Below are 24,727 nucleotides of genomic sequence, written 5' to 3' on the forward strand. Positions count from 1 at the left end.
GTTCTCTCCGATGTCTTCCTTCCGGACATGGTCCCGCCAACGAACACCCTCACGTCTGCTCCCAGTTCTCTAGGGCTGCCTGTCGCTCGGCGCCTCCTACCGTTTCCAAATAGGCAGCGTGATCGGCGGGACCGGTCACGTATTTCTCCATGAACGCCGCCACTGCCTCATCGTCGCGGGCTGTGCCGATCCATTCCAAATGCATGGCGGTGTCGTACCCATATCGGGGAGAGAAGGATGTTGGGTGGGCGCCGAAGGGAGCCTCGACCACCGCGTCCACCATGAAGCCCGGCAACACGGTGCGGTCGGGGTTGGCCCGCAGCACTTCGGAGTCGACGATCTCCTCGGCGGTGACGATCACCGTGGTGGCGGCCTTGGGCATGATTCCCAGATCAGGCCACAGCGCGGTGGGCTCATAGCCGATGTTGCCGAATCGGTCGGCCTTGTGGGCATGCACCAGGGCCACATCGGGCACCAGCGCCTTGCAGGCCACCACCGATGGCCCGCCAAACGGGTCATCCAGCATCAGCAGGTTGTCGTTCACGTCAATCAGATCGGTGCCGATCAGTCCCCGGGTGGGCAAGAACGGCAGGTTGCGAGCCCCTGCCCCCAACCGGGCATTGAGCGCCGTTTCCGACAGCTCCTCCACTCGGATCGCGCCAGCCTCCACTGCTTTGCGGTAGCGCTGGCACAGACCGAACTGCTCCATTGACACGGCAGCGCCGATGAGGCGGTTCATGGCCCCGGCGGCGGCCAGCCAGTCCACTGATATGCCGCCCACCAGGCAGACCACCCCGAGATCACGTCGGCCTTGGCGGATCAGCTCCCTAACCAGCGCCATGGGCGCGGCCTGCGTCGCCATGTTCTGAATGGCTACGGTGTCTCCGTCGCGAACGAGGGCAGCCGCGTTCTCAAGAGTGGACAGCTTCTCGGCGCTCATAGCAGCTCAACCATCTCTCGTCCTCCGTGGAGCTCGATCACCTGCCCAGTTGCATAGTCGGAGTCCGGTGATGCCAGCCAAGCGCAGGCCCCGGCCACGTCTTCGGGGGTTCCAGCGCGTCCAATGGGGATCTGGGCCTCGATGCGCTCGATGATGGCCTCGGGGATACCCAGGCCGGTGTTGTCGTCCCGGGCCCCGGTGAGGCGAGTGCCGGCGATGTACCCCGGTGCCACTGCGTTGACGTTGATCCGGTGGCGGGCCCATTCCCGAGCCAGCGACTTGGTGAGCGCGATCACCCCGCCTTTGGCCGCTGAGTAGTTGACGTTGCCGGCGATTCCGTAGATGCCATTGATGGATGCCATGTTCACCACCTTGCGGTGATGGCCCGGCGGGTTGTCGCGACTGCCCCGCAGCTGGGGAAAGGCCGCTCGGCACAGGTTGAATGTGCCCGTTAGGGCCACGTCGCAGACGAGGTTCCACTGCTGGTCGGTCATGTTGTGGGCCATGGCGTCGGCGGTGATACCCGCGTTGTTCACCAGGATGTCCAAGCCGCCGAACGAGTCTTGGGTGGTGTCCAGCATCGCGGCGATGTCGTCATGGTCGACCACCGAGCCGGGGGAAGCTACCGCCTGTCCGCCGTCAGCGGCGATCGCGGCTGCTGCCTTCTCGGCGACATCGCCGTCCAAGTCATTAACCACCACGAATGCCCCATCACGAGCAAGACGGGTCGCTACCGCCAACCCAATCCCTCGACCCGCGCCAGTGACCAGCGCCACCCGATTGTCCAATGGCTTAGCCACTAGAAGCTGCGTGGGAGCCCGAAGGTCTCGGCGATGCTGTTCCTCGCCATCTCGTTGGTGATGGGCCCAATGCGATACAGGCGGCTGTCTCGCCAGTAGCGCTGAGGGTGGGTCTCCAGGGCGTAGCCCATGCCCCCCAGCACCTGGATGGCAATGTCAGAGCACTTGCCGGCGTACTCCGAGGCCACCACCTTGGCCATGTTGGCCTCCCGGCCGCAGTCCTCGCCCGACTCCGACTTCCAGGCCGCGTAGTAGGTCATCAGCTCGGCCTGCTTCTGCATCATGGCCATATCGGCCAGGTTCTGGTGCCACACCTGGAACGAGCCGATCTTCTTGCCGAAGGCCTCCCGCTCCATCAGATAACTCATAGCTTCCTCGATGCAGCCGTCGATGATTCCGGTGCACAGTGCGGCCACCATGATCCGCTCGTTGTTGAGGGTGGACAGCATTTGGTAGAAGCCCTGGCCCGGCTGGCCCACCACGTACTCGTCGGGCACGAACACGTCGTCGAGGAACACCTCGCACGATCCCACCGACTTCATGCCCACCTTGGGGATTTGGTGGCACTCCAAGCCCTCCGAAGGCTGTTTCACCAAGAACAGCGTCACCCCTCGGGCCGGCTTGTCCACGATGTCCTCGGTGCGGGCCATCAGGAATAGGTAGTCGGACACGTGGGCCGCGGTCGACCAGATCTTCTGGCCGGTGATGCTCCACCCGCCGTCCACCTTGGTGGCCCGGGTGCGCATGGCCCCCATGAGGTCGGTGCCCCCCGACGGCTCGGTGACGGCGATGGCTACCCGCAGCTTGCCTTCGGCCAACTGGGGGATCAGCTCCTCGCGGGCCACGTCGGAGGCGAACTTGTTGATCGACTTGGCGCAAAACGACGAGATGCCGAAGATCCAGGTCAGCCCGGCCAGCGAGCGGGCCAGTTCTCGGGTGAGGATCATCTGGGTGACCACGTCGCCGCCCTGTCCACCCAGTTCGGGGGGCAGGCCGATGGCGTGGAACCCGGCCTCGGACATCTTGTCCCACAGCTCGAACGGGTACTTGAACTCCTGGGCCTCGTAGTCGCGGGCCGCGTCCTTGGGGCATTCCTTCTCGACCCAGTTGCGGACCATCTCTTGGAACATCGTCTGCTCGTCGGTGAGGGTGAACTCCATCTGCTATTCGCTCCTTGCTCTGCTCAATCAGTCTGTCAGTTGGCCGTGCTCAATAGCGCCAGCCGTCGCCGAAGGTGGGGATGCGGCGGCCCAGGATGTCCTCAACGCAGGTAAGGGCGGCCCGGGCCGACCGGTCGGTGCCGATGCCCCGGCTGCGGAAGGTCTCGCTGGCGAAGTACAGGCCGTCGACGGTGGGGGCTCGCCAATGAGGTCGGAACTTGCCCACCAGCATGGGCTTCTGCGCCACGCCGAACGCCGGGTCGAACACGTACAAGCGCCTCTTCCACACGTGCTCGGCCAGGCCGGGGTACATCACGTAGAGGCCCTGTTCGAGGCGGTTGTACATGTCCTCGATGTAGCGCCGGTCCCGCCCGCGGGAGCCGGGAACGATGCCACCGGTGCAGTAGAGGTGGAGCCCATCGGGAATGCCGTTGGGGTCCATGGCCGCTTGGTCGTACATGTACCCCGGCGTCGGGCTGTGGGGGGTTGCCAGCCAAGTAGCCAGCTCCCGGGGGTCGAACATGGTCACCGGTTCCTCGGTGGCAAAGTAGAGGTTGAGCATGGTCACCCGATACTGGTCTTGGGCCAGATAGCGGATCTGGCTGGTGTACCACTCGGGCAGCTCCCACTCGGGCACCACGTTGAACACGTTCCACACCGGCAGCGTGGAGATCACCGCGTCGCACTCGATTACCTCGCCGACGTCGTAGTCGACGGGCACCTTGGGCTCGTGGGGGATGGACACGCCGACCACGGCGCCGTTCTCGATCAGCACCCGGCCGGCCGGGGTCTGCATCCGCAGCTCGCCGCCGTGCTCGGTGAAGCCGTCGGCCAGGTCTTGCCACATGCCGTCCCAGCCCTGTCCGGGCCAGCAGGAGTAGGCGGCCATGTGCCGCTCCTCGTAGTGCATCTTGCGCACCCACAGGTTGTCGCTGGCCGAATGGTCGTACCATTCGTCGGTCATGCACTCCAGCACGGCAATGAACTCGTAGAGGTCGTAGACCCCCTGGTCAGAGGTGTATTGGGCCAGCCATTCCCGCATGGGGCGGTCGTCCCACTCCTCGAGCTCGTCCCATGAGCTCTCTGTGATGGCTTTGATGACCTTTTTGACTTCGGTCTTGTCGGGGTAACGGTCGCGGATTGACCCCCACGTTTGGGTGTCGTTGTCCCAGATCGGCATGTCGTGGGACACCTCGCCGTGGATGAGTTCTTTGCCGACGTGCTCGAACACCTTGGTCAGGCCCGATCCGGGGTCCTCGATGAGGTGACCGCCGAGGTTGACCTTGAAGCCATCGTCGTCTGCGGCCAGCGCCCGACCACCCAAGAAGGGCGAGCGTTCTAGCAGGGTGACCGATTTGCCTTCCGCGGCCAGAAGGGCCCCGGCGCTCAGCCCGGCCGCACCGGCGCCAATGACGACTACGTCGCATTTGGTCATGGGGGGATACTAAGAGGGTGGGCCGATGGGCGGCACGTTATGAACGCGACCCCTCAGGGGGTGGCGATGTGGCTCAGGGCGTCCACTGTGGCCTGGGGCCCGACGTCGTCGCCCACGTGGGCACCGGTGAGCAGCACGATGGGCAGGTCCACTCCTGCGGCCCGGTAGGTGTCAATTCGTTTGGCCAGCATGTCGGGCCCGAGGGTGCATTGGGCCAGTACAGCCTCGTCGGGCACCAGTGAGAGCGCCTTGGCCCGGTCGCCCTTGTGCCAGGCTTCGGCGACCTCAGGGAGGTTCTCAAACGTGTCGACGAATGCGGGTTGGTGGGTGGGGACCATGGCGTAGGCCAGCACTTGGCGGCGCATCCGCTCCATGGCTTGTTCCGGTTCGGGGCCGGAATAGGCCCAGAACGACAGCACCGTGGAAACTTCAGCGGGGTCGCGTCCGGCTTCGGCTGCCGCAAACTCGACGAACTTGCGCTTGGGCGCGACTTCCGAGGGCGGGCACCAGGTCATGAACACTGCATCGGCAATCTCTCCGGCCATCGCCAGCATTCGAGGGTTGATGGCGCCCAGCCAGATGGGCACCTCCACCGGGGGCAGGTCGATCCGGAACCCCTTGGATCGGAACCGGGGGCCGTCGTGGTTCAGCTTCTCGCCAGCCAGCGCAGCCCGGAGCAGGCCGATGAACTCCCGCACGGTGGCCAGGGGCTGCTCAAAGTCGCCGCCGTGCCAGCGACCCACCACGATGGGGCTGCTCGCTCCAATGCCAGCGACTATCCGGCCTGGGGCTAGCGAGGCCAGAGTGGCAAACCCCATGGCGGTGAGGGCGGGGGAGCGGGTGTAGGCGGCCACGATGCCCGAGCCGAGCCGGATGCGCTGGGTGCGAGCGGCCATGGCCCCCAGTGTGGCAAACGCCTCGGGACCGGCTACTTCGCCCACCAGCGCGGTGTCGATGCCGGCTTGTTCGGCATCCACCACCAGATCGGTGAGCCATCCGATGGGTAGCCCGTCCTCCACCGGCATGGTGATGGCCACCGGGGAGTTGGTCATGTCTTGAGCGCAGCGGGGAGCTTGCTAGCCGGCGAATCGGTCGTGGAGCTCGTCGGCTAAAGGCTGGTTTTCGGCGTTGTCGGGGTGGGGGAGCCACTCTTCGCCCACCGACAGGTAGCGGGTGGCCAATTCGATTAGCGGGCCGTGGGCCTTGTCGGGCGGGATGAAGTTCCACTTCAGCCACGGCTGGCTGTCGGGATTGCTGGGCTCGTCCATTACCAGGGGGATGTCGGCGTCGCGCACCCCGTCGATCATGGTGTCGAAATCGTCAGAGCAGAAGGCGATGTGGTGGACGTACTCGCCCTTCTTGGCCAACACTTTGTCGGGCCAGTGGCCGGGCTCTGCGGGCGACCACAGCTGAATAGACACGCCGGTGGGGTCGGGGTTCTGGAACGTGACCCACGCCATGGGGGTGCCGTCCATGTCGTCAGCGCCCGCGCCTCGGGTGACCTTCATGGTGTGGCCTGGGGCCAGCACTTCGAGGATCTGGCGCCAGTCCTCTTCAGCCTGAACCAGGTCTTTCACCAGCAATGAAATGTGGTCGATGTGGATGCCCATAGTCTTCGCTGTCTCCTCGGGGATCTTGCCTGGCTACGCAGCCAGGTTCTCGATGATGGTGGCGTTTGCCAATCCGCCGCCCTCGCACATGGTCTGGAGGCCGTAGCGTCCACCAGAGCGCTCCAATTCATTGAGCAGGGTGGTCATGATGCGGGCGCCACTGGCTCCCAGGGGATGACCAAGGGCGATGGCCCCTCCGTTGACGTTCACCTTGTCCATATCAACGCCGGTCTCTTTGGCCCAGGCCAGCACCACCGAGGCGAAGGCCTCGTTGCACTCGAACAGGTCGATGTCGTCGAGCCCCATGCCGGCTCGCTCCAGCACCTTGGCCGTGGCCGGGATCGGGCCGGTGAGAATAAGCACCGGATCGCTGCCCACCACCGCCATGGTGTGGACTCGGGCCCGGGGAGTGAGGCCGTGCTCGGCCACCGCCTTCTCGGAGGCGATAAGCAACGCGGCCGATCCGTCGGTGATCTGACTGGAGTTGGCCGCGGTCAGCGGGCCATGCTCGGAAAACGGCCGCAACTTAGCCATCTTCTCCATCGAGGTGTCGGGCCGGATGCCCTCGTCCCGGTTGCATTCGCCAACCGCCTGCACCTCGCGTTCGAACCGGCCTTCCTCCCAGGCCCGGGCCGCGTTTTGGTGGCTGCGCAGGGCCAGGCCGTTCATGTCCTCCAGGGTGACGTCCCAGCGCTCGGCGATCAGGTTGCCGCCCCGGAACTGGTGAACCTCTTCGTCGCCGAAACGCTCGGCCCAGCCGTCGCCGTCGAAGGGGTAGCGCATGCCCAGATCAGGGCCCACGTCGCCCTGGCTGTTGAGGGTGATGAGGCTCATTACCTCTACACCGCCGGCCACCACCAGGTCTTGGGTGCCCGACATGACCCCTTGTGCCGCAAAATGCACCGCCTGTTGCGACGATCCGCACTGGCGATCGATGCTCACTGCCGGGACGTGCTCGGGGAGTCCAGCCGACAGCCAGGCGTTTCGGGCCACGTTGAACGCTTGGGCGCCGATCTGGCCCACGCAGCCCATGATGCAGTCGTCCACCGCACCAGGGTCCACGCCGGTGCGCTCAATCAGGCCGCTCAGGATGTTGGCGCCGAGGTCGGCCGGGTGCAGGTGGCTAAGTCCTCCGCCGAAGCGGCCCATAGGGGAGCGAACTGCGTCGATGATGTAGGCGTCGGCCATGGCTATGTCCTCTGGATGCTTGTCTGGTGTGGTTGTTGGTTGTCCTTCGGCGAGCCGGGGTTTTCAGCCCACGGCCCGCTCGGCGGCGGCCACGGTGTTGGCCATAAGCATGGTACGGGTCATTGGCCCCACCCCGCCGATTCGAGGCGACAGCCAGCCCGCCACCTCGGCTACATCGTCGTCCACGTCTGAAACCAGCTTGCCGTCGGCAAAGCTCACCCCGGCGGCCACCACCGCCGCACCGGGCTTGACCATGTCGGCCTTCACCATGCGGGGCGCCCCGGCCGCGGCAATGAGGATGTCGGCGTTCTTGGTATAGCGGGAGATGTCGCCCGCCCCGGTGTGGACCACGGTGACTGCGGCGTTGGCGTTGGGACGCTTCAACGACAGCAAGTTGGCCAGCGGCCGGCCGATGGTGAGGCCCCGGCCGATGATCACCACGTGCTGGCCGGCAATGGGGATCTCGTAGCGCTCCAGCATGAGCTGAATGCCCCGAGGGGTACAGGCCAGCGGAGCGTCCACCCCCTGCACCAGCCGCCCCAGGTTCACTGGGTGCAGTCCGTCGGCATCTTTCTCCGGCAGCACCCGTAACAAGGCGGTCTCGTAGTCCAGATGGTCCGGAAACGGGTACTGCATGATGTAGGCGTCCACCGCCGGATCGGCGTTGAAGTCGTCCACCACGGCGTCCACCTCTTCCTGGGATGCATCAGCAGGGAGGTGGACCTCCCGAGAACCCATTCCCAACTCCTCGCTGTCGCGGTGCTTCATGGCCACGTAGTTGGCCGACGGCCCGTCGTCGCCCACCAGCAGCGTGCCCAATCCTGGGGTTACGCCTTTTTCGGCCAGCGCAGCGATCCGCTCCCGCAGGCCCTCTTTAATTTCGGCTGACAGCATTTCGCCGTCGAGTTTGATAGCAGTCATCGCCCGGAATTCTCGCTCATTCATGGGACGGGCACAATGACCAACTGGGCCCTTTACGACAGGAAGTCTCAGTACCGGTATTTCGGGCGACGGGCTAGGCCGCGGCGGTACGGGTTGGTCCTCGGGGGAGTGCTCCGGCGGAGCCACGCTTCGGTGATTTCAATTGGTGTCTTCCGTCAGGGCCTCGAGCGACCGCGTAGCCCTGCTTGTGGACCTTCTTGTGGCACTTCGGGCACAGTAAGACCAGGTTGGTGATGTCGGTGGGGCCGTCGTGGTCCCACCAGACGATGTGGTGGGCATCGCAGGCGCTGGCCCGCATGCCGCATCCGACGCACTGCTTGTCTCGGGCTATCAGCGCCAATTTCTGAGCGGCGGTGACGGCTCGCTGCTTTCTTCCTAGGTAGAGCGGCTGGCCGTCGGCGGCGAAGATGGCGGGGACGACGCCGGCGCCGCAGGCGATGTGGCGGAAGTCGTCGATGTCGATCGGCGTCCCATCAATCAGCCCGGCATTCTTGAGCTGGCCGCTGAGCGCGTCGTAGTCGACGGAGACGATCAGCGTGGTGGCCTGCGGCACAATCCCGTCGCATTCTGAGCTGTCGTTCTCAAGGTCTTCGCTCTCGGAAGTTCCAGAGCTCTCAGGTTGTTGAGTAATGAGCGTGACTAGGGCATCGGCCATGCGTTGATCGTGGGTGCGGTCGCTTCCAGACTTGGCATCGTCGCGGAATAGCCGATCACTCAGGTCGTGAACAGCGGTCCTGACCCGATCGCCCGCAACTCGGTCAAACTCGGCGTGCAGAACGACCATCTCGTTCTCGCCATCGAACACCTTGCCGCAACGACGCTCCCGCTGCCGCTCATGGCGGGTTAACCCGTCCTCAGCCCGGCGTTGATCCTCACCCCGTGCCACGGTCTTCTTGAACTGGTCGAGACCTTCGGAAATGGCCAAGACAATCAGCTCAAGCTCCTCGGCCTGGGACAACGGTGCTCACTCATGCGACTCACCCATAACCCGGGCATGGTCAATGGAGATCCACCCTTGCTTGGCCGCCTCCAGCGTGTCGGGCAACGCCTTGAGTGCTCCCGCGGCCTTGGCCTGCTGACGAGCCCGGTGACGCCCGAGCCCAAACTGCCGGCACAACTCTTCAACTGCGTCTTCCCCCTCCAGATCGCCCAGACGACCCAACAAAGCGGTCAGATAGCCATCAAGCTGCCGCCGAGCCGAGTCAGTTTGGAGGATCAACTTGACCAAATCACCCGACTCCAGGCCCGAGAAATCAGCCAGCTCGACCTCCACGCCGCGACTACCACGGCTCTTCTGCCCGAGGCCATCCCGAGTGGCGTTTACCCTGGTGAGAACACCTAAATCCATGCCACAAGTCTACCGACGCCAGTGACAGTATCCCCGGGGCTGGCTCTACACATGGAGTCGGTGGGACGAGCCCGCCTAGGTCTTCAGATGAAGAAGGCAGTGACTGGGCAGCTGAAGCCGATGCCGGTGTCGTCGTTTGTCACTTTTGCGGTTCGCACACGACCCGCTGCTCATTGGGGTACACCACGTCGATCAGTGCCCGGTGGATGTGGTCGTTTACGCAGGGGTTGTGGGGGTAGACAACGTGGGCGATGTGGGAGGTTTCCACTAGGTAGCCGTTGGCCAGGGTTTCGGTAACCAGTTCTTCGGATTCGCCGAAGGAGGTGGCGGGGTCGGAGTGGTTGCCGATCACCAGGACGGGCACGTTCCCGGCGTTGAGAGGGCCTTGTAGGGGATCGGGGGCGAACTGGTCGTAGAAGGGGCACGCGCTGGGAAACGAGGGGTCAATGAGGACCAGCAGGGGGAACTGCTCCTCTAAGACAGTCTCGGCAGCCAGTATGTCCTCGATTCGAGTTTCTCGATCAAGCTCCGGATATAGGACTAGGCCATCCAGACAATTGACGTGCTCGGTGAAGCTTGCCGCACCGGGATCATCGCCCAATTGCAACAAGGCGAACTCCAACAGGATCGACGGATCGTGATTCTCGTGGAGGTCAAACAGCCCCTGCCACAAGAGGGGCCAGTAATCCTGGCTGTACAACGTCGTGAGCACTCCCAGCGCTCCGGCTAGGGGATGGCCGTCCGCTGCCTGGTTGACCAGATCCAGCCCCGCAGAAGCCTGTCTGAAGTAGGCGACCGGGTCTCCCTCGTTGTAGATCGGGCATTGGGGATCGGAACAGGCGGCCAACGCCTGATCCAGCAGTTCGGCGAAGGCGGCTATCTCCTCGATGATCTCCTCAATTCGTTCCTCCCGGGTGCTGGCGGGGTCTACCGGGTTATCGGCACCGTCCACCGCCATGGCCCGTACGGCTTGGGGAAAGAGCGTGGCGTACCAAACTCCCAGTACAGAGCCGTAGGAGAATCCCAGATAGGAGATCTGATCGGCGCCCAGAGCCTTGCGGATTTCGTCCATGTCTCTGGCGACATATTCGCTGTGGAGCAGGCCGGCGATGGGGCCCATTGATTTAAGGCAAAGGTTGGCCGCTGCTTCTCCAGCAGCCACATCTTCCGGTGAGTCGATGGGCAGGTCGATGGTGGCGAGGAGAGCGATCTGTTCTCCTGGGGCACCACAGGCGAAGGCGGGATCGGATGCGCCGACGCCGCGGGGATCGAACCCCACAATGTCGAACCGCTCCACCAGCGCCATGGACAAACCGCCGCCGCGGGCAACGAAGTCCACGCCGCTCCCACCGGGACCGCCGGGGTTCACCAGCAAGTAGCCGATTCGCTGATCAGGATTGGCGGCCCGGCGCACGTTGACCGCGATCCGGATAGTTCCGGCTTCGGGGGCCCGGTAGTCGGCGGGCACGTCCACGAAGCCGCACTCGAGGCCAAAGCATCCGGTCCACTCGATCCGCTCGCCGGCAGGGGAGGGCTCGGACCTTGCCGTGGGCGAAGGAGGGGTGGCGGCGGGGTCGGCTGGTGCTGTGGCCGGGGGAGTGAGCTCCGTTCCGCTGGTCGCCTCCGGAGCGGCGGGCGTGGCGGTGGCAGTGGCGGCGGGCGTGGCAGTGACGAGTGCACGAGCGACTTCTTGGGCTCTCGGCGAGGTGGCAGTGCTCCCACATGACGAACCAACAGCCACAGCTACCGCTAAGGCTCCCGTAAAGAGAGCCCGCCGTTTGCCTGTCATCCGGGCTATACGTAGTTCCAGCCGAAGCGGCCTTTGATGCAGAGGTTGCCTTGGGTGACGTCATGGTCGTCGGGGGAGGTGCATTTGACGATCTGGTTGTCTTGCACGTGGAGTTCCAGGTTGCAGCCCACACCGCAGTAGGAGCACACGGTTTGGGTCACGGTTTGGTCCTCGGGGCGCCAGTTGTCGGCCTCACGCAGGTCGAACTCGGTCTTGAACTGGAGGGCGTTGGTGGGGCACACGGCCACGCAGTTGCCGCAGTACACGCAGGCCGAGTCGGGGAGGGTCACGTCGAACTCGGTGGAGATTCGGGCGCCGAAACCCCGGCCGGCCACCGAGATGGCGTAGGTGTGCTGGGCGTCGTCGCCGCAGGCTTCCACGCAGCGGTAGCACAGCACGCACTTGTCGTAGTCCCGGATGTAGAGGTTGTCCTGCACCCGCACCGGCTCGTTCATGGTCTCGCCGCCGGGGACGTAGCGGTCGGGGTCGGCGCCGTAGTGCTCGGCCCACTGGCCCAGCTCGTCGGCCTGGGACACGTCGACCCCGGTGGCCAGAAACTCGATCACCATCTTGCGGCTGTGGCGCACCCGTTCGCTGTCGGTATGCACCACCATGCCCTCCTCGACGGGGCGAGAGCAGGAGGGGACTAGGGCCCGGCTGCCGTCCAACTCCACCACGCACACCCGGCACACGTTTACCGGGGTGAGGGTGGGGCCGTAGCAGATGGTGGGGGTCTCCACGCCGGCGGCATCGCAGGCATCCAGGATGGTGGCTCCTTCGGGCACGGCCACTTCTTGGCCGTCGACCCGGATGGTGACCGCGGTCTCAGTGACAGCAGGGCTCACGAGCTATTTCCTATCAGGCCCAGGTCGATCGCGGAGCGCACCGCGGAGGCCGCGGTGTGGCCCAGGCCGCAGATGGAGGCATCCACCATGGCCAGGGCCATGTCGTCGATCAGCTCGGCTCGCTGGGGCGCCAGCGCCTGCCCGGAGGCTTGCAGCTCTACCAGCACCTCATGCTGGCGCTGGGTGCCGACCCGACAGGGGACGCACTGGCCGCACGACTCGTCCCGGAAGAACTCGGCGATGCGGACGACTACCGCCTCCATGTCCACGGTGTTGTCGAACACGGTGACCACGCCTGACCCCAAAGTGGCCCCAGCCTCCCGGGCATCCTCCAAGGTAAGGGGCATATCCAGGGCGTCAGGACCGACGAACACTCCGGCCGCGCCCCCCAGCAATACCGCGGCCAGCGAACCCACCGGCCCTCCAGCCAACTCGAGCAGTTCTCCAAGCGTGGTGCCGAACGGCACTTCGTAGAGGCCAGGTACTCCCACCCGCCCCGAAAGACAGAACAGCCGGGTACCGGGGGAGCGCTCGGTGCCCACCGAGCGGTAGGCGTCGGGGCCGTCGACCACGATGTCCAATACGTTGACGAGAGTCTCGGGGTTGTTGATGGCGGTGGGCTGGTTGAAAAGACCATGCGTGGTGGGGAAGGGGGGCTTGTTGCGGGGCTCGCCCCGGAAGCCCTCGATGGAGTTGAAAAGCGCCGTCTCCTCACCACAGATGTAGGCCCCCGCCCCCCGGCGAAGCTCGATGTCGAATCGCTGACCGCTGCCGGCCACGTCGTCGCCCAACAGGCCCGCGGCACGGGCTTGGGCAATAGCTCCCTCCAGTCGGGCGGTGGCTCGGGGGTATTCGCCTCGGATGTAGATCCACCCGTGGGGCGACCCGGTAGCCAGCCCGGCGATGGTCATCGACTCGATGACTGCGAAAGGGTCGTGCTCGCAGATGATGCGGTCTTTGAAGGTGCCGGGTTCCGACTCGTCGCAGTTGGCCACCACGTGCTTGTCCGGACCGGGTTCGTCGGCGACAGCTCGCCACTTGATGCCTGTGGGAAACGCCGCCCCGCCCCGCCCCGACAGGCCGGAGTCGGAGATGGCCAAGATCACCGCATCAGGCCCCATTTCAATGGCCGCGGCCAACGCCTGATAGCCACCGTGTTCCCGGTAGGAGTCCAGGGAGGTTGGATCGATTTCGCCAACCCGGCGCAACACCCGCAGTCCTGGGTCACCCGCTTGGGGCAATTGGAAGTCCTCGTCATCGTCAGCCGGCACCCGGTCGGGCCGCCCTACACCTTGGACAAACAAAGCGGGAGCCCGTTCGCACTGACCAAGGCACGGGCTGTTGTGAACCTTGGCCCCGCTGGCCTCCAGTGAGGTTCGCAGTTCTTTGTTGCCGGCCAGAGCACACGACGGGTCGACGCACACGTGGACCACGTCATCACGGTGTCCGGGGTCAGTCGTGCGTAGCAGTTCATAGAACGTGGCCACGCCATAGGCCTCGGCGGGCGGTACCCCCAGCCGCTTGGCCGCGCCGTTCAAACCGCCAGGGCTGATCCAGCCGATCTCATGCTGAAGCGAATGCAGCACTGGCAGCAGTAGGTGGCGCAGTCCTTGGCGCCGGCTGCGACCTCCGCGCACTACCCGTTCGGTCTCGGTGATAGTGGCGGCGTCGGCTGGGGAGACGATGGCGTCGATGGCGGCCAACTCGGCATCGGTGGGCTGGTCTTCGCCGAAGTGGAGGTCAGCCAACGGTGGCCCCCGCGGTCTCGGGGGCATCGACCAGTTCTACCCGCACCGCAGCCGCCTTGAACTCTGCGGTGCCGGATTTCGGGTCCCAGTCGGGGTTGGTGAGCACATTCACGTCGATCAACTCAGGGTGGTGCAATGTGGTGAATGCCAATCCTGTCGGCAGGCTCGATACCAGCCGGACGTTCATCTCCACTGATCCCCGTGGGGAGGACACTCGCACCCGGTCACCGTCGGCGATGCCCAGGTCAGCGGCGTCGGTCGGATTCAAATCCAGACCTGCAAACCGCAGCGGCGAGTCGTAGTTACCGCTCTGTACCCCGGTGTTGTAGGAGTCCAGCGCCCGCCCGGTGGTGAGCCGCAGGGGAAATTCCTCGCTCAACTCCTCAGTCGGCCCCTCGTGTTCCAGCACCGAGAACGGAGCCGGGTCGCGGCCCTCCAGATCGTCGGCCCACAGCCAGCCGTGGAGGAAGGTGCTGCCGGGGTGGTCCTCGTCGGGGCACGGCCATTGCAATCCGCCAGCAGCTTCGAGGCGCTCCCAAGCCATGCCCCCGTGCATGGCCGACAATGAGCGCAGCTCATCCCAGGCGGCCTCTGGGTCGCGGGGACCGAGCTCGTCGCCCATGGCCTCGGCCATATCGCACAAGATGTCGATGTCGTGGCGTGCTTGGCCGGGGGGCGAAACCGCGGGGCGCACCCGCTGAACCCGACGCTCGCTGGATGTGACGGTGCCGTCACTCTCCGCCCAGGCCACCGAGGCGGGCAGCACCACATCGGCCATCTCGGCGGTGCGGGTCATCAGAATGTCCTGCACCACCAAGATGTCCAGGCCTTCCATCTGGGCCCGGGCATGAGCCACATCGGCCTCGGAATCGGCCGGGTTCTCGCCAATCACATACAGCGCCCTCAGGTCGCCCCGCTCCATGGCTTCGAACATCAGCGTGAGGTGCCAACCGGGCACCGGGTTGAGCTCCCGACCGTAGGCGGCTTCGAAACGGGTCCGATGGTCGGGGTCGTCCACGCTGGCAAATCCGGGGAATTTGTTGGGGATGGCCCCCATGTCGCCGCCGCCCTGCACGTTGTTCTGACCCCGCAGCGGCACCAGCCCTGATCCCCACCGCCCCACATGGCCGGTGAGCAGGGCCAGATTGCAAAGCGACAACACGTTGTCCACCGCGTTGTGGTGCTCGGTGATGCCCAGGGTCCACAAGATTTGAGCGGTATCAGCGGTGGCGTAGGCGTGGGCCATCTCCACCACCACCTCGGCGGGGATGCCGCAGATGGCGGCCACCGCGTCGGGGGTGAACGGCTCCACCGAGGCGGCGTAGGCCTCGAATCCCTGGGTGGAGTGGTCGATGAAGTCTTGGTTGGCCAAACCAGCGTGGATGATCTCCCGGCCGATGCCGTTGGCCAAGGCGATGTCGGTGCCTACGTCGATGCCCACCCAGACGTCGGAGAATTGGGCCGAGGAGGTGTAGCGGGGGTCGACGCAATACATGCGGGCACCGTTGTCGATGCCCTTGAGCAGGTGATGGAAGAAGATGGGATGGGCCTCGCGGGCATTCGACCCCCATAGGAGGATCAGGTCGGCCTCCTCAATTTCCTGATAGGAGCTCGTGCCCCCTCCCGCTCCGAACACTGTCGCCAGACCGACGACCGAAGGAGCGTGTCAAGTTCGATTGCAGGAGTCGATGTTGTTGGAGCCCACCACCGTGCGGATGAACTTCTGGGCGATGTAGTTCATCTCGTTGGTGGCCTTGGAGCAGCTGAACATCCCGAACGCCTGTGGTCCATGCTGTTCGAGCACCTGGTTGAACCCAGTGGCGGCCCGTGACAGGGCCTCATCCCACGTCGCTTCTCGCAGGCTCCCGTTGTCCTGCACCATCGGCACGGTCAAACGTTCCCGCCTCGCCATAAACACCCCTTTCCCCCAGAGGCACCCTGAGGTCGATTAAGCCTATCTGTCCCGCACGGCCTCGACCCTTGCTAGCTCAGGCCGACGATTTCTCCGTTCTCATCGAGGTCTATGCCCATGGCGGCGGGTTGGCGGCCGAGGCCGGGCATGGTGCGCATGTCGCCGCAGATGGGGTAGACGAAGCCGGCGCCCACTGAGGCCCGCACCTCCCGCACCGGCAGGGTCCAGCCGGTGGGAGCGCCCTTGAGGGAGGGGTCGGACGAGATGGACAGATGGGTCTTGGCGATGCACACCGGGAGGTGTCCGAAACCGGCATTCTCATAGGTGTCGAGCTGGCGGTTGGCCGTGGCTGAATACTCCACGTCGTCGGCGCCGTACACCGTGGTGGCCACCGCGGCGATCTTGTCCTTGAGCGACAGATCGTCCTCGTACAGAACCTTGAAGGAGCTGGGCTCCTCGCAGGCCTCGGCCACCGCCTCGGCCAACTGGGCCGCCCCCGCGCCGCCGTCGGAGAAGTGGGTGGTGATCGCACAGCGGGCGCCGTACTCGTCGGCGATCTCGCCGATGGCGGCCAGGTCGGCGTCGTGGTCTCCGGGAAAGGCGTTGATGGCCACCACCGGGGTCACCCCGTGAGCCTTCATGTTGGAAAGCTGCTTGCGGAGATTGTCGCCCCCGGCGTGCACCTCATCGGGGTTCTCGGCCAGCAGCGCCTCGGGCAAGGGGCGCCCAGCGACAATGCGATGGTTGCCGGAGTGGGCCTTGAGCCCCCGCACAGTGGCCACCATCACCGCGGCGTCGGGTGCCAGGCCCGAATAGCGGCACTTGATGTTGAAGAACCGCTCGGCTCCCATGTCGGCCCCGAACCCGGCCTCGGTCACCAAGAAGTCGCCGGTGTGGATGGCGATTCGGTCGGCCACGATGGAGGAGTTGCCGGTGGCGATGTTGCCGAACGGCCCGGTGTGCACCAGGGCGGGACCCCCCTCCAGGGTTTGCATGAGGTTGGGCTTGAGGGCGTCCTTCAACAGCACGGCCATGGCCCCGGCGGCCTTCAGGTCCTCCGCGGTCACCGGATCGCCAGCTTTGGTGTAGCCCACCACGGTGCGTCCCAAACGGGCCCGCAAGTCGGATAGAGAAGTGGCCAGCGCCAGGGTGGCCATCACCTCAGATGCCGCGGTGATGTCGAACCCGCTCTCCCGGGGAATCCCGTCGAGCCGTCCGCCCAGACCGAGCACGATGTTGCGCAGCGCCCGGTCGTTGATGTCCACCACCCGGCGCCAGGTGATGTTGTGCAGATCCAGGCCCGATTCGTTGCCGTGGTAAATGTGGGCATCGAGCATGGCCGAGCACATGTTGTGGGCCGCAGTCACCGCGTGCATGTCGCCGGTGAGGTGGAGGTTGAACAGCTCCATGGGTACCACCTGGCTGTAGCCGCCGCCGGCGGCACCGCCCTTGATGCCGAAAGTCGGCCCCAGTGATGGCTGGCGGATGGCGATAGTCGCCTTCTTGTTGATGTGGCCGAACCCTTGACCCAGCCCCACGGTGGTGGTGGTTTTGCCCTCGCCCAATGGCGTTGGGGTGATGGCGGTCACCACCACGTAGCGGGCTCGGGGCCGATCAGACAGAGCCTCAATCGCATCCAGGCTGATCTTGGCCGCCCCTGCCCCGTAGGGCTCCAGCATCTCGACCGGGATGCCGGCTTCTTCGGCGATTTCGGTTAGTGGTCGGAGGTTCGCCCCGCGGGCGATCTCAAGGTCAGAAGGAAAAGACATGGACCCGCCTCTCATGCTTGATACGTGATGTCAACCCCGTAAGCGTACACGGACAATCAGCCGGTGATCGGGCGGCTAAGTCGGGCGATCCTTAGAATCGGGCGATGGTAGCGACGGCGCCATGACGGAGGCTCACCATGACTGACTTCTTCGACACCGTTTCCGAGCCGGTGAGTTTCGCCGGCCGCCGAGCGGGGCTTGGCCAGCTGGCTTACCGGGTGTACGACCCCGACCGCCAGGTCATGGGTAGGCGCATGGAGGACCACCTGCGGATAGCGGTGTGCTACTGGCACAGCTTCAATTGGCCGGGCAGCGACATATTCGGCCACGGCACGTTCGACCGCCCTTGGCTGGAGCCGGGACAGGACCCGATGGCCGCCGCCCGGGCCAAGCAGGATGCCGCGTTCGAGTTCTTCGAGAAGCTGGGGATGCCGTTTTACTGCTTCCACGATGTGGACATGGCCCCGGAAGGCGCAGACCTAAACGAGAGCCGGGCCAATCTCGACACCATGGTGGAGCGGGCTGCGGAAAAGATGGAGGCCACCGGTGTGCGGCTGCTGTGGGGCACGGCCAACCTGTTCTCCCATCCCCGCTACGCCGCCGGAGCGGCCACCAATCCCGACCCCGAAGTGTTCACCCACGCCGCGGCCCAGGTTCGCCACATGCTGGAGGCCACCCACCGCCTCAATGGGGCCAACTACGTGTTGTGGGGAGGACGGGAGGGCTACGAGACGCTGCTCAACACCCGCCTGCGCCAAGAGGCCGACCAGCTCGCCCGCTTCCTGACCATGGTGGCCGAGCACAAGCACAAGATCGGCTTCACCGGCACCCTGCTCATCGAGCCCAAGCCCCAGGAGCCCACCAAGCACCAGTACGACTACGACTGTGCCTCGGTTCACGGGTTCCTTGACCGCTACGACCTAGTCGACGATTTCAAGGTGAACATCGAGGTGAACCACGCCACCTTGTCGGGCCACTCCTTCCACCACGAGGTGGCCTATGCGGTGGACAACGGCATCTTCGGCAGCGTGGACGCCAACCGGGGCGATCCCCAGAACGGTTGGGACACCGACCAGTTCCCCAACTCGGTGGACGAGCTCTCGCTGGCTCTCTATGAGATCTTGCGAGGCGGGGGTTTCACCACCGGCGGATTCAACTTCGACACCAAGCTCCGCCGCCAGAGCATGGCCAGAGATGACCTGTTCTGGGGCCACATCGGCGGCATCGACACACTGGCCCGCTCTCTGCTGGTGGCGGAGGCCATGCTGGCCGACGGGGCCATCGAGCAGGCCAGGGCCGACCGCTATGCCCGTTGGGACTCGGGACTGGGCGCCGAGATCCTGAAGGGTGATGTGGACCTTGCCGCGCTTGCCGATCAGGCGGTTGCCGACGGGCTCGACCCCCAGCCGGTGTCGGGGCGCCAGGAACGACTGGAAAATGAGGTCAACCGCATCATCTGGTCCACGCCGAACTGATGGGGCGCCAAGTAACCGAGTGTTAGGTTGACAGGCTGATGTCGGGCATTGCTGCGATTGGCACCTGATGGTTGGCCGTGCATTGGTGGCCGGGGTGGATTCTTCCACTCAGTCCGCAAAGGTAGAACTGCGAGAACTCGACTCCGGTTTGCTGGTTGACCGGACCAGCGCCCCGCACACCCACTCGCGCTGGGAGCCGCCAGTGAGCGAGCAAGACCCGGCAACTTGGTGGGAAGCGCTGTCGGCCTGCTTTGCCCAATTGACCGATGCCGACCGAGCCAATGTTGTGGCAGTGAGCGTGGCCGGCCAGCAGCACGGCCTGGTGCTGGTAGGCGAGGACGGCGAGGCTCTGCGCCCGGCCAAGCTGTGGAACGACACCACTTCCGCGCCCCAGGCCCGAGACCTGGTAGCCCGCCATGGTCGCGAGCAGTGGGCTCGGCGCTGCGGTTCGGTGCCGTTGGCGTCGTTCACTATTGCCAAGCTGGCCTGGGTGCTCAAGCATGAGCCCGAACTGGCTGACCAGATCGCTCAAGTCATGCTGCCCCATGACTGGCTCACTTGGCGGCTGACCGGCGCCCATGTCACCGACCGAGGCGACGCCTCTGGCACCGGTTGGTTCGATCCCGCCGCCAATGAGGCGGCCCCAGATCTGCTGGGGTTGGCCGTGGGCGATCCGAACGGCTGGCTGCCTCGTCTGCCCCGGGTGCTCGAGCCTGATCAGGCGGCTGGGCCAATCACACCGCAAGCGGCGGCCGCGCTGGGATTGGGCGACTCAGTGGTCGTCGGCCCCGGTACCGGCGACAACATGGGAGCGGCTCTCGGACTCGGGTTGAAGCCCGGTGACACAGTGATCTCGCTGGGTACCTCCGGCACGGCCTATTCCGTTTTCACCACGCCGACCAGCGACCCGACAGGCGCGGTAGCCGGATTCGCCGACGCCGCTGGTGGCTATCTGCCATTGGTGTGCACGCTCAACGCCACACGGGTCACCGACACTGTGGCCCGCTGGCTGGGGGTGGACGCGGCGGAACTGGCCGCGTTGGCGCTGGCCGCGCCCGAGAATGCGACCGCACCGGTGCTGGTGCCCTACTTCGACGGAGAGCGCACCCCCGACCTGCCCGATGCCACCGGAGTATTGGCTGCCCTGCGAAACGACACCACCCGCGAGGAGCTGGCCCTGGCCGCCCACGATGGCGTGCTCTGCGGGCTGTTCGACGGTCTCGATGCCTTGCGGAGCGCTGGTGTGGAATCCAGTGGGCGATTGCACCTCATCGGCGGCGGTGCTCGCTCGGTCGCTTATCGGGTGCGAGCGGCAGTGCTGCACAGCGAGCCGATCATGGTGCCTGACGACGATGAGACGGTTGCCCTAGGGGCCGCGGTGCAGGCCGCCGCGGTGGCGAGTGGCCGCCATCCGACCGATGTGGCAGCCGACTGGCCGCTTGGTCAAGGAACGCTTGTAGAACCCCCGCCTGGAATCGATGGAGGGGTAATTCGTGCCCGCTACGCCGAGCAGCAGCGGAGAGCCTTTCCCTCCAGCAGCGAGTAGCGCCTTTGCCCTGTGGGAGAGTGTGAGCATGTCGAGTGACCAGACAATGCGCGACCTCATGGCGAACCTTCCGGTACCAGAGTTTGAGTCCACACCATGGGCGTCGCCTCCGCCGCTGGCCCAGGCCACCGTGGCCATCGTGACTAGTGCGGGGCTGCACCGGGCGGACCAGGACCGCTTTGAAGGCCGGGGCGACACCAGCTATCGGATGCTTGATCGGAGCGACCGGGAACTGATCCTGGGCCACTGGAGCTCCAATTTCGACCGGGCTGCGTATGTGTCCGACCACAACGTGGTGTACCCCATTGACCGTTTGGAAGAACTGGCCGCCGACGGCACCATCGGGGCTGTGGCCCCTCGGCATGTGGCGTTTGCCGGCAACCAGCCCGACACGGTGTCGGAGGTGCGCCTCGACACAGGCCCCGCTGCCGCGGCCGAACTGCGAGCCGACGGAGTGGACGTGGCCATCTTGACGCCGGTTTGACCTCTGTGCACGCGCACCGTGTGTGTGCTGGCCCACGTACTGGAAGACGCTGGAATCGCCACGGTGGTGCTGGCGTCGATGCGGCCAGTGGCTGAGCGAATGAACGTTCCCCGAGTGCTGTACTGCGAGTTTCCTCTGGGACGCCCGTTGGGCATGCCCGACAACGCCGAATTCCAACACGGCGTGCTGGCCGCGGCACTCGACCTGTTCAACGCCCCCTCCGGTCCCGTGTTGGTGGACTATCCGGAAGTGGTGGCGGCTGTAGAGACGCCGCTGGCCTGTGCGCTGCCGCCCCGCTTCGACCCCGATATCGCCCCGTCGGTGGACGAGGCCCAGGGACTGCGAGCCGCCTATGACCGGGCGGTAGCTCGTCGGGGAGCCACCGAAGTAGGCCGTTCCATTGACGCCGACGACGTGCCAGCTGCGCTGGCAGAATTGGAGCGACTGATCGCCGGAGAACACTGGAAAGAGGTCTATGGCCCTCGGTTGGACACCATCGGTATCGCCCACGACATCCGGGCCTATTACCAAGAGGCCGCTCTCGAGCTAGCCGGTGGCCCGCCTCCAGGGGCACGGCAGGCGGAGGCCTGGTTCTACGAGGAGACCGAGGCGGGGAAGACGCTGGCCGCGGCACGGGATGCCCTCACCGAGCAGGAGGCCCCCAGCGGCATCACCTTCTACATGCAGCCCGTGGGACGCTGACTTCTAGGAAGCGTCAGCCCACCGCTGGCAAAGGATCGCCGATTCGAGCGAAACACTCGGCGGCGGTAGCCCCCATGAACGCGGACCTCACGCCGTCGTCTAGGTCATCGAGAGCGGGGCGGTACAGCTCAATGGGGTCGGCGTTGCCCTCTTGGTGGGGGTAGTCGGAAGAGAACACCACCATGTCGGGTAGGGCGGCCAGCACGTCGAGCGCGTCGGTGTCGCCGAAGCCGGGCAGGGGAGTGAGCCGCAGGTTGTGGTGGAGCATCTCTTCTCCGCTCACCGGCCACGGCCAATCGCCCAATGAGGGCGACGACAGGCATTGGCGAGAGAGCGTGGCCACGTACCAGGGAAGCCACCCGGCCCGCATCTCCTCGATCAGCACAGTGAGGCTGGGGAACCGATGGAACACCCCTCCGAACAACAGGCTGGCCACCAGATTCTGGGCGGCGTGCAGCCGCTGGGTGTTGGCCAGCCGGATCAGCCCGCCGACGCCAGCTCCGTCAGGAAGGTCCCAGCCGATGTCGGCCCACTTGGAGAAGTCGGCCTCGGTGTTGCCCACATGGATCACCGCCACCATGCCCAAGGAGGTGGCCGCGGCCCACACCTTGTCCCAGTTGGGGTGGCCGGGTGGGCCGCCAGCGGGTGCACCCCGGAGGGTGTAGAGGAAGAAGGCCCGGGCGCCCCTCTCCCGGCAGCGTTCCAACTCGGCCACGGCGTGGTCCAGATCGGAGAAATCGATAGTGGCAACCGTGTGAAGCCGGTGCTGTTGATCCCAAAGCTGCTCGGTGAGGAAGTCGTTACAGCGCTGGGCGGCGATCACGCGGTCGTCGGGCCGCAGATAGTCGAGCTTCTGCCAATAGCCGCCGGGATTCACTAGGCAGTGGTCGATGCCCACCGAGTCCATCCACGCCACCCGCTCAGCGGCGGTTGAGTCGTGGCGGGGATGCAGGATGACCGGCCCTCCCGATTCCTCGGCCCGCTCAAAGAGCTTGGGCAGCAGTTCTGCCGGGCTTGGCAGACGGTCGGCGGGCAGCACCTGAAGCAGGTCGCCGGCGATGGCGTTGGCCAGATGCGTCCGATTGTCGGGTATCTGATCGGCCCACGGCTTCATGGGGTCAACCCCGGCCGAGTCCCCCGTGATCTCCCAGTGGGTATCCACGTCGATGATCATGGGCTGAGTCTAAGTCGCAGCCCGCACCTACGCCCTCAGCCGACTCGGGCGATATACCAACGTGGTGGTGAGGCCAAGATTTCGGGGGCGGTGAGGGGAGCAGGGACCGAACCGGATTGCCCATCGTCAACGCCGACATTGAAATCCTCGTCAATATCAGCTTCGGGGAACTCGAAGTTCTGAACTTGGGCGAGCACGAAGTCTTGGCCAACTGCTACCTGGACTTCGGTGAAGGAGTTGGCGTCTTCACTGCGTTCGGGAAGGCCAAAGGCCTCTTGAAGGGTCTGCCACTGCCAGGCGAGCCCTTCCCGCGACCAACCGACCATGTAATTGTGGGGGTCGTACTCGAGGTAGGCGGCTGAGTCCTCTTCCACGATTGAGGCTTCTATGACTGCGGCTTCCAACCTCTCGCCAGAAAAGGCCACCAATTCTGCTCCGGTTGTGGGGTCGTAGAACACCACCAGTATGGAACCGTCGTCGCTTTCGACTTCTTGCACCACATCTGGTGGTTCTTCACGTTGGAGAGTTTCGGCGTCAAAGACAATCACGGCTTCGTCTTGGTCCAGATCCCACAGGGAGATGCCGCCCTCGGGCTGGTTGTACCGGAGTTCATACCCGTCCTTTTCGATGACAATGTCGGGCATAGTGAAATCCCTATCAGACTCGTCGCCAGGCCATGGCGGCCCTCCGACCATGGCAACACCCGCCGGTCCGACGGCGAGACCAGGAACCCACCCGATGCCTTCGGGCAGGGTCAATACCTGTCCGGAACCGTAGACACCCTCGAAGCGCTCGATCCGATATTCCGTGTAGCCCTCATCTGCAGTCCAGATCATTTCGTGGGCGCTGTCAGTGACCTCTACATCCACGGGGGTACTGGTCCACTCACGACCATCTGAGGAATACAGCAAGTAATTTTGGCCGGAGTCGGACACAATCAGACGAAAGCCGTCAGACGCTCCGTGGCCGCTGGCAAACCAACCCGGGAAATCTGCCACCGGCTCAGCTGGCCCACCATCGCTCAAGAGGACTTGGACTCTGGCCACGCTGGGCTCAAAGTCCACGTCGCCCTCACCGCCCCCCTCCATGAGAGGCACCCCTGGTTCATGAATGGCCGCGACCACCATGAGTTGTCCGGCGACAATGGCGTCGGCTATCCAAGCCGTACCGTCGAGAGAGGCTAGATCGACAACAATCTCGGTCCAGTTCGCTCCGTGGTCATCAGAAAACCGAATCTGAGTGGACGGAGCCTCGTGGGTTGAGTCCCAACCCTGGATCAACCAGCGGTTGCCGGTGATGTCGACACTCCAGGTGAGGAAACCGGCGGGAACGGAGATTGGGGTCCATTCCCTGCCGTTCTCAGTGACCAAAATCGAATCCATGCCGCGGTCGACAAAGCTCATAGCCAGGATCCGTCCGTCGCCTACCGACTGGAGTTGGATGGTGGAGGTTTCGTCAGCTCCTAGTGCGTCGGCGAGATCAACTTCGGTCCAAACCAGCCCGGCGGCATCAGGGGCTTCAGTTGGTGTGACTGTGGGTATGGCGACGGGCTCTGGTGTCGAAGCAACTCCTTCTGGTGTGGCGATCTCCGGAGTCGGCGTCTGCACCGGATCGGGGGAGGGGGATTCGCTGCCTACGACCACTCTGGTGCTGTCTGATGACGAGCAGGCCGCTGGAGCGATTGCCGGGGTCAGAATGAGGATGGCTGGCAGAAGCCTCTGGAGCAGCCTCATGGCAACTGCACGCTACACACAAAACTTGGATAAGGGGCGTAGCTGCGAGGAAAGCAGGTACACACCGGAAAGACCACTGCGGGCGGTTGGTGCGGAGGGGGACGCACCAACCGCCCGCAGCCGTCCT

21 protein-coding genes are annotated in these 24,727 nt (G+C 65.0%); 4 read left to right on the forward strand and 17 right to left on the reverse strand.

Annotation, left to right across the window (positions count from 1 at the left end; genetic code table 11):
- Positions 1–49 precede the first annotated feature (49 nt).
- The 15 genes from ACOGXH_RS08240 to ACOGXH_RS08310 all read right to left on the reverse strand — a co-directional run bounded on the left by ACOGXH_RS08240 (position 50) and on the right by ACOGXH_RS08310 (position 17,486).
- On the reverse strand, positions 50–940 hold the full coding sequence (locus ACOGXH_RS08240; RefSeq protein ID WP_419928626.1) for a CoA transferase subunit A: 891 nt from the start codon (positions 938–940) through the stop codon (positions 50–52).
- Complete coding sequence (locus ACOGXH_RS08245; protein WP_419928627.1) at positions 937–1,740, reverse strand: SDR family oxidoreductase; 804 nt, start codon at positions 1,738–1,740, stop codon at positions 937–939. The genes ACOGXH_RS08240 and ACOGXH_RS08245 overlap by 4 nt, the downstream gene beginning before the upstream one ends.
- Positions 1,740–2,900: an acyl-CoA dehydrogenase family protein gene (locus ACOGXH_RS08250; RefSeq protein ID WP_419928628.1), complete on the reverse strand. Its 1,161-nt coding sequence runs from the start codon at positions 2,898–2,900 to the stop codon at positions 1,740–1,742. Before ACOGXH_RS08250 ends, ACOGXH_RS08245 begins: the two co-directional genes overlap by 1 nt.
- A 49-nt stretch (positions 2,901–2,949) precedes the next feature.
- Positions 2,950–4,335: a phytoene desaturase family protein gene (locus tag ACOGXH_RS08255; RefSeq protein ID WP_419928629.1), complete on the reverse strand. Its 1,386-nt coding sequence runs from the start codon at positions 4,333–4,335 to the stop codon at positions 2,950–2,952.
- A 53-nt stretch (positions 4,336–4,388) separates the two neighbouring features.
- Entirely contained in the window at positions 4,389–5,387 is a 999-nt protein-coding gene (locus ACOGXH_RS08260; protein WP_419928630.1) for an LLM class flavin-dependent oxidoreductase, read from the reverse strand.
- A gap of 24 nt (positions 5,388–5,411) precedes the next feature.
- Positions 5,412–5,945, reverse strand: coding sequence for a VOC family protein (locus tag ACOGXH_RS08265; protein WP_419928631.1), 534 nt, complete (start codon positions 5,943–5,945; stop codon positions 5,412–5,414).
- 33 nt (positions 5,946–5,978) lie between these two features.
- Positions 5,979–7,133: an acetyl-CoA C-acetyltransferase gene (locus ACOGXH_RS08270; RefSeq protein WP_419928632.1), complete on the reverse strand. Its 1,155-nt coding sequence runs from the start codon at positions 7,131–7,133 to the stop codon at positions 5,979–5,981.
- A 63-nt stretch (positions 7,134–7,196) separates the two neighbouring features.
- A complete protein-coding gene (locus ACOGXH_RS08275) occupies positions 7,197–8,054 on the reverse strand; it encodes a bifunctional 5,10-methylenetetrahydrofolate dehydrogenase/5,10-methenyltetrahydrofolate cyclohydrolase (RefSeq protein WP_419928633.1) in 858 nt (285 codons plus the stop codon).
- A gap of 94 nt (positions 8,055–8,148) precedes the next feature.
- Complete coding sequence (locus tag ACOGXH_RS08280) at positions 8,149–9,033, reverse strand: DUF222 domain-containing protein (RefSeq protein WP_419928634.1); 885 nt, start codon at positions 9,031–9,033, stop codon at positions 8,149–8,151.
- A gap of 6 nt (positions 9,034–9,039) precedes the next feature.
- Positions 9,040–9,423: a hypothetical protein gene (locus ACOGXH_RS08285; protein ID WP_419928635.1), complete on the reverse strand. Its 384-nt coding sequence runs from the start codon at positions 9,421–9,423 to the stop codon at positions 9,040–9,042.
- Between the two features lie 139 nt (positions 9,424–9,562).
- Entirely contained in the window at positions 9,563–11,164 is a 1,602-nt protein-coding gene (locus ACOGXH_RS08290) for an alpha/beta fold hydrolase (RefSeq protein ID WP_419928636.1), read from the reverse strand.
- 53 nt (positions 11,165–11,217) lie between these two features.
- Positions 11,218–12,057 (reverse strand): 2Fe-2S iron-sulfur cluster-binding protein, encoded by an 840-nt coding sequence (locus tag ACOGXH_RS08295; RefSeq protein WP_419928637.1) that lies wholly within the window; start codon positions 12,055–12,057, stop codon positions 11,218–11,220.
- Complete coding sequence (locus ACOGXH_RS08300) at positions 12,054–13,805, reverse strand: NADH-ubiquinone oxidoreductase-F iron-sulfur binding region domain-containing protein (protein WP_419928638.1); 1,752 nt, start codon at positions 13,803–13,805, stop codon at positions 12,054–12,056. Before ACOGXH_RS08300 ends, ACOGXH_RS08295 begins: the two co-directional genes overlap by 4 nt.
- Positions 13,798–15,717, reverse strand: a complete 1,920-nt coding sequence (locus tag ACOGXH_RS08305) for a molybdopterin oxidoreductase family protein (protein ID WP_419928639.1) — start codon at positions 15,715–15,717, stop codon at positions 13,798–13,800. The genes ACOGXH_RS08300 and ACOGXH_RS08305 overlap by 8 nt, the downstream gene beginning before the upstream one ends.
- 71 nt (positions 15,718–15,788) lie before the next feature.
- Complete coding sequence (locus ACOGXH_RS08310) at positions 15,789–17,486, reverse strand: formate--tetrahydrofolate ligase (RefSeq protein WP_419928640.1); 1,698 nt, start codon at positions 17,484–17,486, stop codon at positions 15,789–15,791.
- Between the two features lie 137 nt (positions 17,487–17,623).
- On the opposite strand from ACOGXH_RS08310, the gene xylA reads away from it, so the two are divergent.
- From xylA to ACOGXH_RS08330, 4 genes are all read left to right on the forward strand, one after another.
- Positions 17,624–18,961, forward strand: a complete 1,338-nt coding sequence (xylA, locus tag ACOGXH_RS08315) for a xylose isomerase (protein WP_419928641.1) — start codon at positions 17,624–17,626, stop codon at positions 18,959–18,961.
- A gap of 67 nt (positions 18,962–19,028) precedes the next feature.
- A complete protein-coding gene (xylB, locus tag ACOGXH_RS08320; RefSeq protein WP_419928642.1) occupies positions 19,029–20,507 on the forward strand; it encodes a xylulokinase in 1,479 nt (492 codons plus the stop codon).
- 28 nt (positions 20,508–20,535) lie between these two features.
- Positions 20,536–20,991 (forward strand): glycine/sarcosine/betaine reductase selenoprotein B family protein, encoded by a 456-nt coding sequence (locus tag ACOGXH_RS08325; protein ID WP_419928643.1) that lies wholly within the window; start codon positions 20,536–20,538, stop codon positions 20,989–20,991.
- 24 nt (positions 20,992–21,015) lie between these two features.
- Positions 21,016–21,693, forward strand: a complete 678-nt coding sequence (locus ACOGXH_RS08330; protein ID WP_419928644.1) for a hypothetical protein — start codon at positions 21,016–21,018, stop codon at positions 21,691–21,693.
- Positions 21,694–21,706: 13 nt separating this feature from the next.
- Here the strand turns inward: ACOGXH_RS08330 and ACOGXH_RS08335 are convergent, their stop codons facing one another.
- Both ACOGXH_RS08335 and ACOGXH_RS08340 read right to left on the reverse strand, forming a co-directional pair.
- The gene (locus tag ACOGXH_RS08335; protein ID WP_419928645.1) at positions 21,707–22,867 is read right to left on the reverse strand and encodes an amidohydrolase family protein; all 1,161 of its coding nucleotides are present in this window, start codon (positions 22,865–22,867) and stop codon (positions 21,707–21,709) included.
- A 35-nt stretch (positions 22,868–22,902) separates the two neighbouring features.
- The gene (locus ACOGXH_RS08340; RefSeq protein WP_419928646.1) at positions 22,903–24,600 is read right to left on the reverse strand and encodes a hypothetical protein; all 1,698 of its coding nucleotides are present in this window, start codon (positions 24,598–24,600) and stop codon (positions 22,903–22,905) included.
- Between the last annotated feature and the right edge of the window lie 127 nt (positions 24,601–24,727).

Origin of the sequence: Candidatus Poriferisocius sp., assembly GCF_965208355.1 — a bacterium.
In the GTDB taxonomy this organism is placed as follows: domain Bacteria; phylum Actinomycetota; class Acidimicrobiia; order Acidimicrobiales; family Bin134; genus Poriferisocius.